Raw genomic sequence first — 9,380 nt, 5'->3', positions numbered from 1 at the left:
CGGATGAGATCAGCTCGGTGAACCGCCGGATGCGTGACCCGCATGTCCGGTGGTGTGGGAGGAGGGCTGGGCGACCCGGCCCTCCTACCCGATTTTGCCGACTGTCGCTACGGGCGGGGCGATCGCCTCCGCGGCCGCTTACGTGCCATCGAGAGGTTCAGCACGTCCGCGGTCTCTTCAGCGGCGGGCTCGGCCGGCTCGGGGTGCCTCGCTGCTGTCCTGCGTCCCAAGCGCTTCTCCCTCTTCTCCTGCTCAGCTTGGGCGACGGCGGCGTCGTAGCGTTCCTGGTAGTCGTCAACGTCGAGACGATCCTCGGGCTCGAGTGTCCCGATGGCTTCCAAGTGCTCGGTGACGCAGCGCGCACCGCTGATCATCGGGTTGAGGAGGTAGACGCCTTTGGCCTGGCGGAACACGAGCTTGGCGAGGATCAGGGCCTGCAGACCCCGCCCCGCCATGGAGCGGTGCACGTCCAGGGCTTCGGCCAGCTCTTCTTCGGTGACCAGGCAGCGGCCTCCTGGCTCCTGCGTTCCCAGGAGCCGGAAGAGCACTCGGTAGGCGATCCCCGGCATCGCAGGCATGTAGGCGAAGCCGTTGAAGGTGCCGTACGTCAGCTCAGGCGGCTCGGCGGTAACAGACGCTGCAGTCCTCATCTCACGCCTCCGGCTTCTTCTGCGTGCGCTTACGTTTGCTCGCTTTTGACGATGGTTCGGGGAGTTTCGCACCCGGAAGAGCCATGTCTCTGAATTCCTCTGGAACACCTGAGTCAAGCACGAGTTCGTTCAGAAGGCTCAGCTGCTCCACCTGAACCTTGACCCGCTTGGCGGCCGACCCGCGCACGGGCTTCTCGAGCAGCCGGTAGCCTCCGCGTAGGGTCACCGCGGGCTGAAGCTGGATGGATCCCTTCTTCGGTGAGTACGCCAGCCCGAGCCTCTTCAGCTTGGTCTGGGCTCGCGACACCTGTGCGGGATCCATCTCCAGTTCGGCAGCGATCACGGACTGCTTGAGCTCGACTGCCCCGCCGACTTCCTGGCTTCCCATCATGTAGAGCAGTACGCACAGGGTTACGTTGTCGTCCCGGAAGTACTTGGCTGCCCAGCGAAGGAACTCCAGGCTGTCCTGGGCGAAGTACTTACCGATGAAGTCGCCGGCGGTGACGGGAGGTCTGACCTCGGCCGTGTGGCCAACAGGCAACTCGACGAGGTTCTTTCTCGGGCCGAGCGCGCCGGCGTACGGACTGTTGGAGCTCGGCGCACGGGGCGAGGACGAGCCGGGGGCCCGGCGAGGGTCCCCCTGAGGCTGTGCGGACATGACGCTACATGCTCCTCAAGATCGAAACCTAGACGCGGAGCACACTAGTGATTGCGCATATAGATAGCAACGACGCGACATATCTGCGCGTTGGGTGCGTCGAACATGACTTCGGAGTCATGTTGATGACGGTTGCGACCCCTGTCGCAGTATTGCGCATCTAGGTCGCAATGAACACGGCGCAGCTTGACTCCACGAGCAACTTCCGCAGCTACAAAATGACTTGGGAGTCATCTTCTGAAGGTCCATCAGACCCTCTGACCTGCAGGGATGTGATCGTCTCTATTCTCTATAAGTGCGGGTGCATCTCGGCTGACCCTCCATCGCCTGATGTCGAGTGTCACGTACCGCTGTCGACACCACGCTGGTAACGGCCGGTGGTACCAGGGGCCTTCGCCGGCCCCTGGACCCCGCTGCCCCCGGCACTCCTCGACGCGAATCTGTATCGTCGTGGCGCGCACCGTGCGCGTCGAGGACCACCGGGGTTGTGGCTCGGCTATCAACTGGCCGAGCGGGTCAGCTTCCTGATCCTCACAGCGGAGAAGGAACCCCCGCGTACGGCCTGAGGGTCGTGGCCTCACGTTGCAGCTGGGGTGGTCTTGGCTTAGGTAGTCGATGCTGGCAAGGATCTGGGTGAGCTCTGCTAGGGGCTGCAGGAAGCTTGGGTCTCTGCGCTATGACTATCGGTGTTGCTGCGCCGACCGGCATCAGGGATGCACATCCATCGAATGTGACAAAACGTTGCCGAGCGCCAGGCTCAGAACCACGAGGCCAAGGCTCACTGGCGTGCCCACCAGGGCTAGAAGCAGCGGGAGAAACGTGGCGAGCGCGCGGGATCCGGAGCATGTGGACTGCAGCCGCTTGCCCCACCCGCGGCCGACTTCCACGCGCAGCCACTCGGCCGCCCGGCCGGAGACGAGAATGGATGGGCCCGAGCACTTCAGCAGCCCTTGGCTTCGTTCATGTCGGGCGACAGCACTTGTGCATGAGTTCCGGCTGCAGTTGGAGACCGGAGATACTCGCGAGTTTTGACGGCACCACCAAGCTGCCGTGGCGTCGCGTGAACAATTCGCTGTTCCTTGGTGTGCCTTGTTCGTAAGGTTTCTGCGTGGCGGATGACGAGCGAGAGCAGGCCGTGCAAGCGGCCATTGACGGAGAGATGCGGCTTCTCGATCCCGAGGTGCGCGCTTCGCCGGACCGTGTCCTGGAGCTTCTGGATCCGGAGTGGACCGAGATCGGGGCTTCCGGACGCTGGTGGGATGTGGAGTCGATCCTCACTGTGACAAGTGGCGGCAGCGTCTCCCCGGAATCTCCGGTTAAGGTCAGTGAAGTGTCCGGAGCCGTCCTTGCCCCGGGCATCGTTCATCTGACGTACTTCGCCGACAACCAAGGCCGCCGGGTCTGGCGGAGTTCCTTGTGGCGGCTGACGGAGACGGGCTGGCGGATGTACTTCCACCAGGGCACTTTGGCCAGCTGCAGTTCACTCTGACCTGCTCGCCGATCAGCCTCACCGGCACCGAGTAGCGGTTGGTGCGGACCGCGATCTGGCCATAGCGGTCGACCCGCCGCGCGAACACCCGCCCAGTCTCGAACGGCTCCTGCGGCAGCGGCAGCGGCAGCGGCATCAACAGCGGCCGCTCGACCTCGAAGTACTCGTCGATCGTCCGCAGCCTGGACCCGATCCGGCGTCGTCCGTCGTGCCGGGCCCACTGCTCGACCAGCTCGTTCAGCTCCGCCAGCGAGTCGACCCCCGGCACCGGGGTGAAGTGGTTACCCACCTTCGATGTCCGCCCCTGCGTCGGATGACGCCGCCACGGTGCTGGTGGATCAGCTTCTCAGAGAGGGCTTGCGATGGGGGTGCTGAGCAGCGAGATGCGCCACGCTTGAAGGAGCGGTGCATCAGGGACACGCCCCTCCGGCGCGGACTACGGACCGGCGATCAGCCAGAGGATGAGGCAGGCGTCCAGTTCCTGGCTGTAGCGGTAGACGACTGAGATTCCGCGGCCGCCGGTCTGCTCGGGGAGCAGCTCGATCACTCGTGACTCCGAGCCAGGGTCGGAGTCCGGGAGGCCGCGGGCGTGCCCAGGGTCAGGATCGTCTTCGAGTGAGCGGCGGACGGACTCGACGGCCGCCCGCTCGCCCGGGGTGAGTTCGGTGAGGATCTTTTCGGCGGGGTCGCTGTAGAAGGCGTGGGTCACCGTGCGGCCCCGGCCTCGGCCAGCTTCCGGCGGAGTTCGGCCTCGACGTCCTCGGTCGGCCTGGCTAGCGCCGTCATGGCCTGGGGGTTGTACCGCATGAGAACGCGGTGGCGGTAGGCCTGGGCGATCTCGCGAACCGCGGTCAGATCGTCGAGGTCGATGCCATCGAGTTCTTGCTCGAACTTCTGCCGGTCGCCCGGGAAACCCCATGTCGACAGGGCCTCACGCAGCTCGGCGAGCGTGCGCATGGGCGGGGTGAACTGGCTGACGCCGGGATCCTCAGGTTGTGCCGTCATGGTGACCTCCTCCTAGTCGCTGCTTACGAAGCTACTCGGGAACGGTGTCCCATGGGGAGGGACCCCCGACGACGGCAGCTGTGAGAGTGGGGACGCCACTTCGGCCGGGCCGATTCAGTGCGACGCGCGCTGGTGTGGCCGTATGAATTGTTGACTTCTCAGGCTTCGGATTCGGTCCGGGCTTTGGTGGTCAGGCTGCCAGAACGTCTCGCAGTTCGCGTACGGCGCCCTCCGAGTGGTGCCGGGCGGGGATCGAGCGGTACAGGTCCAGTGCGCGGCGCCGGACGAGGCAGGCGCGGTAGGGGGCCGGGAGAGGGTAGAGGAGCGGCGGCGGATGGGGAGTAGGTGCAGGTGCCGGACCCGATGCGGCCGCGCCCGGTGGTGTCGAGTGGGCGCCAGCCACTGGGGTAGCGCGGCGCCGGCTAGCGAGACGTCGCCCACCGCTTCCAGGCCATGAGCCCTGAACTGCGCCTCCTCATTTCACTTCTCCCGGAAGCCGGATGGGCCGGGTCCGATGAGGTGCTGCTGTTGGCCGTTGCGGCCGGCGCTGCCGTACGAGGGGGAGATGACGACCAGAACGCTGCCGTCCGCCGCGGTGACGTGCCAGGCGTTCGACTCCCTCCATTTCGGTGCCTGCACCAGCGCGGCGCCGTCGGTGACGGCCTGGGCCTGCGCCTCGGTCAGGCGCTTGCGCATGCTCACAGGACTCCGTACATGGCGTTCGCTTCGCACCCGTCGAAGTGGTGCTCCACGGTGGCGGAGTTGTCAGTGATGTGCATTCTTCAGGCCCAGCGGCCGACGTCAGTCGCCGTTCATGAGGCTGGCCTTGCCTGCACGCCTCTTTGCACGGCAGGCATCACATCCAGGGGGACCGCCCGAAAGGTCTCTTTTTCGGGAACTCCTTCTACTCACAAGCCTGTTACTGGTACAAGGGAGCACCGTGGCACGCGCCTGATGCCCGGTGCCGGTGGGCAGCCTGAAGACCAAGCGCTCAGGTGTGCAGTGCGGGGGAGAGGAACGGGGATGGGGCGCAAGCATCTGGTGTATGTGCTGCCCGGAATCGGTGGCAGCGTGCTGGAACGGCCCGAAGTGGGCGGGAAGCCTGCCAAGGTGGTGTGGGATGCGGGCTTCGGCGACATCGCCGGTCTGCTGGCGAAGCCGGGCCGGCTGACGGTGGACGAGCCGCTGCGGGCGAGCGGACTCATTCGCTCCAAGCGGCTGCTGCCGGGCTGGACCGTGGTCCCGGGCTACGAACGGCTGTGGGCGAACCTTCAGGCCCTCCCCGGCGTGGTCATGGACATGGGTCACGCCGGTCAGCGGAACCCGGCCGCGAACGTGGTGCTCTTCCCCTACGACTTCCGCCTGGGTGTCCGGCATGCTGCAAAGATGCTGGCGGCCGATGTCCACGACCGGCTGAAGGATCTGTCCCCGTCCGAGCGGGCGGGGCGGGTTGTGGTGGTGGCCCACTCGATGGGCGGTCTGGTCGCCCGGTACTGGCTGGGCCCGCTGGAGGGCTGGCCGTTGTGCCGGGCCCTGATCACACTGGGCACGCCCCACCGCGGCGCCCCGAAGGCGCTGCAACTGCTGGCCAACGGTGTACGGCTGGCGGGGATACGGCTGGACGCGGTGAGCGATCTGCTGCGCCAGTGGCCGTCGGTGGCCGAGCTGCTGCCCCGCTACCCGACGATCTGGGACACCGCAGCCACGGCTCCCCGCTATCCCCACGACCTGCCCCTGGACGACCTGCGTCCGCTGGCGAAACAGGGCTTCGCACTGCACGAGGAGATCGAGCAGGCCTGGCAGGCGATACCGCGAAGTGGCGCCGAACCGCAGGTAGTGCCTCGGCTGGGCTGGAGCCACACCACCAAGGGCTCGGCCGTGTGGGACGGCCGCAAGCTGAAGTTCAGCAAGAAGCTGCCGGGCTGGCTGGACCTGGCGGGCTGGGAGAAGGACCACGGCGATGGCACCGTGCCGGCGATCTCGGCCGTGCCGGTGGAGATGGACGGCCATGACACCTCCGGCTGGCGCGCCCGTGATCGCCACGGCCCGATCGTCTCCGCTGACTGGGTCCCCGGCCTGGTTCAGGCCTACGAGGAGCGGCAGAGGCTGACCGCGGCCCGGGGCGAGGAACGCCAGGCCGCCCTCGGCCTGGATGTGGAGGAACTTCACGCGCGGAGCGCCGTGATCCCGCTGGAGGTGCGGTTGTGCGGAGACAGCTTGCCGCAGGAGGCCACCGCCGCCCCGGCTGCGCTCGCCGTCTGGGCCACTCTGCGCCCGGTGCAAGGTCCGCGGGCCACGGTCGCGGAAGTGCGGCTGGAGTGGGACGAGGAGCGCGGCAACTACCTCACCGAACTGCCTGGCCAGGAGCCCGGTCTGTACGACGTGCGGGTGAGTGCGCGGGCCGTGCCTGGTGTTGGTGACCTGTCCGCGTCCGACAGCATCGCGGTGGTGGCCCCGTGAGCGCCGCCGGTTCGTGGCCCCGCTGGTCCCTCGAGGGCGAGCCGGCCGCGTTGGCCAAGTATGTACTGCCCGACCAGGTGGCAGCCCTGGTCCAGCTTCCGGGCCCGCCGGCTGACAGCCGGATCGAGCAGGTCCGAGGGGGCTATGAGGCGCTGGCCGGTGCAGGGATCACCTACTCCCACGAGGCGCCTTCCGACGATCCCGGTCGCCAGGTCATCCGCCAGCCCGGCGAGGTGCTGTGGTGCCCCCGGCACGCCACCTGCCTGGACCTCGCCCTGACCCTGGCCGGTGCCTGCCTCCACTCCGGCCTGCACCCCCTCGTCCTCCTCCTCGATGCGCCTGAAGCAGGACACGCCGCCCACGCCCTGCTCGGCGTGTGGATCGACGACCTCGACCCCGACGGCATCGAGGTGCCGGATGCGGACGTATGGACCAGCCGCCCCGACGGCTGGGAAGAGCTGGTCCAGACCGACGTTGACGGGCCGCGCCCGCTGCTGCTGCTGGACCCGGTCGGCGTCGCGCACGCCCTGCCCTCCTCGCCCATCCTCGGCACGAGCGCCACCTTCGCCGAAGCCGCACGCGCCGGAGCCCGCTACGCTCGCGAGTGGACCTGGCGCCTGGCCGTCGACATCGGCCGCGCCTGGCGCGAGCGCGACACCCACACCCCGGCCCCCCGGCCCGACGACCAGCCACTGCGCCCGCCGTACGTAGAACTGGACCCGCAGGTACACCGGCCCCTGCAGGTGCTGCGCGCCGAGCACGCGGTGGTGCCCTTCCAGGCCCGGGACGAGCTGACCATCCTCACCGACTGGTGCCGCGCCGTCGCTGCCGGCCCGTACACCGGCATCACCGTCATCCACGGCGCCGGCGGCGCGGGCAAGACCCGCCTCGCCCTGGAACTCGCCCACCAACTGGCCACCCGCAAGGGCTGGTACACCGGCTACCTGCGCGAAGGCGCCGCCGGCCGGGACTGGCTGGGCACCGTCGTCTCCCCCACCCTCATCGTCCTGGACTACGCCGACGCCCGCCCCGCCGACGCAGAACACCTGCTGGCCATCCTCAAACGCCGCATGGAGCGCGGTGCCGCACCCGCCATCGTCATCATGACTGCGCGTGCCATCAACGGCCAGTGGCTCACCAAGCTACGCAAAGCGTGGGAACGTGACGGGCATCCGGTCCGCGAGGGCTTCACCCTTCACCTGCCGCCCGAGCACCCCGCTGGCGCCGCTCTCTTCCGCCGTGCCGCCCGCGCCTTCCACCACGGCCCCGACACCGAACTCGACCTCGACGCCGCCGACCGGGCCGCACCGGCCGACTGGACCACGCTGGACCACATCCTGCTGGCCCTCCTCGCTGCCCGCAGCCCCGACCGGCTCCCCACCACACGTGAGGACCTCTACGAGGAAGTCCTCACTCACGAACGCGCCTACTGGGCCCAGACCTACAACCGAATCGCCGGCCTGCCCAAAGACGCGGACGCTCCCCTCGAGGTCCTCAACCGATCCGTCACCACCCTTACCCTGCAAGCGCCCACCACCCGCAAAGAAGTCCACGCCGCACTACGCACCGTGGACGAGCTCCGCGACGACACACAATGGCGCGATACCATCCGCGCCACCCTGACCACCTGCCTGCAACCGGGCCCCGGCGAGCCCCTCGTCCTGCGCCCGGACCCCATCGCCGATCACCTCACCCTCCACGAACTCCGCGACGACGAGGACCTGCTTCCCAGCATCCTGGACGGCCTCGAGGACGACCGCCTCCTGTCCGCCCTGCGCCAGCTCAACCGCGCCGCTGCAGCCGCACCCGACAGCGCCACTCACCTGGTGACGGACTGGGTCAGCGCCGGGACAGACCGGTGGCAGCCCGTCCTCCAAGTCGCCGCGGAACAAGGCGGCACCGCGCTGGCCGCCCTCGGCCAGCTCATTGATAACGACCCGGCAGTGCCCTGGCTCGACGACCTCTCCAACGCCATCCCATTCACCGCGATCGGTCTTCCCGAACTGGGTGTACGCACCGACCTTCGACGCCTGTCACTCCTGCGGTCCGATGACACCACCCAGCCAGCCAAGCTCGCGGACCAGCTTCTACGCGCCAGCCACCGCTACTTTGCCGCCGGGGACCGGCAGGCGGCGCTGGCTTCGGTCATCGAAGCCGTTGACCACTACCGCGCCCTGGCGGAGGCCAGCCCGGCCGCCTACCTGCCCGACCTCGCGATGTCCTTGAACAACCTCTCCGTCCTGCAGGGCGAGGCCGGGGGCCGGCAGGGGGCGCTGGCTTCGGTCATCGAAGCCGTTGACCACTACCGCGCCCTGGCGGAGGCCAGCCCGGCCGTCTACCTGCCCAACTTCGCCGGCTCCCTGAACAACCTCGCCATCCATCAGAGCAAGACCGGGGACCGGCAGGGGGCGCTGGCTTCGGTCATCGAAGCCGTCGAAATCCGCCGCACTCTGGCGGAGGCCAGCCCGGCCGCCTACCTGCCCGACCTCGCCACCTCCCTGAACAACCTCTCCAACCGTCAGGGTGAGACCGGGGACCGGCAGGGGGCGCTGGCTTCGGTCATCGAAGCCGTTGACCACTACCGCGCCCTGGCGGAGGCCAGCCCGGTCGCCTACCTCCCCGACCTCGCCACCTCCCTGAACAACCTCTCTGTCCTGCAGGGTGAGACCGGGGATCGTCAGGGGGCGCTGGCTTCGGTCATCGAAGCCGTCGAAATCCGCCGCACTCTGGCGGAGGCCAGCCCGGTCGCCTACCTCCCCGACCTCGCCATGTCCCTGAACAACCTCTCTGTCCTGCAGGGTGAGACCGGGGATCGTCAGGGGGCGCTGGCTTCGGTCATCGAAGCCGTCGAAATCCGCCGCACTCTGGCGGAGGCCAGCCCGGCCGCCTACCTGCCCGACCTCGCCGGCTCCCTGAACAACCTCTCCGTCCATCAGGGTGAGACCGGGGATCGTCAGGGGGCGCTGGCTTCGGTCATCGAAGCCGTTGACCACTACCGCGCCCTGGCGGAGGCCAGCCCGGTCGCCTACCTGCCCGACCTCGCCGGCTCCCTGAACAACCTCTCCGTCCATCAGGGTGAGACCGGGGATCGTCAGGGGGCGCTGGCTTCGGTCATCGA

The 9,380-nt window shown here is 68.2% G+C and carries 8 protein-coding genes and 1 pseudogene; 3 read left to right on the top strand and 6 right to left on the bottom strand.

Going from position 1 to position 9,380, the window contains the following annotated elements:
* Nucleotides 1-107: 107 nt before the first annotated feature.
* Together ACIQFZ_RS31130 and ACIQFZ_RS31125 are read right to left on the bottom strand one after the other, a co-directional pair.
* Nucleotides 108-650 (bottom strand): hypothetical protein, encoded by a 543-nt coding sequence (locus ACIQFZ_RS31130; RefSeq protein WP_402692781.1) that lies wholly within the window; start codon nucleotides 648-650, stop codon nucleotides 108-110.
* Between the two features lies 1 nt (nucleotide 651).
* Nucleotides 652-1,308, bottom strand: coding sequence for a hypothetical protein (locus ACIQFZ_RS31125; protein ID WP_402692780.1), 657 nt, complete (start codon nucleotides 1,306-1,308; stop codon nucleotides 652-654).
* A 1,135-nt stretch (nucleotides 1,309-2,443) separates the two neighbouring features.
* On the opposite strand from ACIQFZ_RS31125, the gene ACIQFZ_RS31120 reads away from it, so the two are divergent.
* On the top strand, nucleotides 2,444-2,797 hold the full coding sequence (locus ACIQFZ_RS31120) for a DUF4440 domain-containing protein (protein ID WP_402692784.1): 354 nt from the start codon (nucleotides 2,444-2,446) through the stop codon (nucleotides 2,795-2,797).
* Between the two features lie 46 nt (nucleotides 2,798-2,843).
* Here the strand turns inward: ACIQFZ_RS31120 and ACIQFZ_RS31115 are convergent.
* From ACIQFZ_RS31115 to ACIQFZ_RS31100, 4 genes and pseudogenes are all read right to left on the bottom strand, one after another.
* Nucleotides 2,844-2,933 (bottom strand): annotated as a pseudogene (locus tag ACIQFZ_RS31115) (hypothetical protein); the annotation flags it as partial.
* Between the two features lie 300 nt (nucleotides 2,934-3,233).
* Nucleotides 3,234-3,506: a hypothetical protein gene (locus ACIQFZ_RS31110; protein ID WP_402692779.1), complete on the bottom strand. Its 273-nt coding sequence runs from the start codon at nucleotides 3,504-3,506 to the stop codon at nucleotides 3,234-3,236.
* Nucleotides 3,503-3,802, bottom strand: coding sequence for a hypothetical protein (locus tag ACIQFZ_RS31105; RefSeq protein ID WP_402692778.1), 300 nt, complete (start codon nucleotides 3,800-3,802; stop codon nucleotides 3,503-3,505). Before ACIQFZ_RS31105 ends, ACIQFZ_RS31110 begins: the two co-directional genes overlap by 4 nt.
* A 480-nt stretch (nucleotides 3,803-4,282) precedes the next feature.
* Nucleotides 4,283-4,498: a hypothetical protein gene (locus ACIQFZ_RS31100; RefSeq protein WP_402692777.1), complete on the bottom strand. Its 216-nt coding sequence runs from the start codon at nucleotides 4,496-4,498 to the stop codon at nucleotides 4,283-4,285.
* Nucleotides 4,499-4,825: 327 nt separating this feature from the next.
* On the opposite strand from ACIQFZ_RS31100, the gene ACIQFZ_RS31095 reads away from it, so the two are divergent.
* Both ACIQFZ_RS31095 and ACIQFZ_RS31090 read left to right on the top strand, forming a co-directional pair.
* Nucleotides 4,826-6,262, top strand: coding sequence for an esterase/lipase family protein (locus tag ACIQFZ_RS31095; protein ID WP_402692776.1), 1,437 nt, complete (start codon nucleotides 4,826-4,828; stop codon nucleotides 6,260-6,262).
* Nucleotides 6,259-9,380, top strand: a 3,122-nt coding sequence (locus ACIQFZ_RS31090; RefSeq protein WP_402692775.1) for a tetratricopeptide repeat protein, incomplete at its 3' end; no start/stop codon positions are given. The genes ACIQFZ_RS31095 and ACIQFZ_RS31090, both read left to right, overlap by 4 nt.

Origin of the sequence: Streptomyces sp. NPDC093064 (assembly GCF_044754605.1) — a bacterium.
Taxonomy (GTDB): domain Bacteria; phylum Actinomycetota; class Actinomycetes; order Streptomycetales; family Streptomycetaceae; genus Streptomyces.
Note: the sequence above shows the minus strand (reverse complement) of the source record. Positions and strands in the feature narration are given on the sequence as shown.

Bases quoted from the DNA above. Each gene is read 5' to 3' on its own strand.
- ACIQFZ_RS31130 (WP_402692781.1), bottom strand. From the start codon at position 650: ATGAGGACTGCAGCGTCTGTTACCGCCGAGCCGCCTGAGCTGACGTAC.
- ACIQFZ_RS31125 (WP_402692780.1), bottom strand. From the start codon at position 1,308: ATGTCCGCACAGCCTCAGGGGGACCCTCGCCGGGCCCCCGGCTCGTCC.
- ACIQFZ_RS31105 (WP_402692778.1), bottom strand. From the start codon at position 3,802: ATGACGGCACAACCTGAGGATCCCGGCGTCAGCCAGTTCACCCCGCCC.
- ACIQFZ_RS31100 (WP_402692777.1), bottom strand. From the start codon at position 4,498: ATGCGCAAGCGCCTGACCGAGGCGCAGGCCCAGGCCGTCACCGACGGC.
- ACIQFZ_RS31095 (WP_402692776.1), top strand. From the start codon at position 4,826: ATGGGGCGCAAGCATCTGGTGTATGTGCTGCCCGGAATCGGTGGCAGC.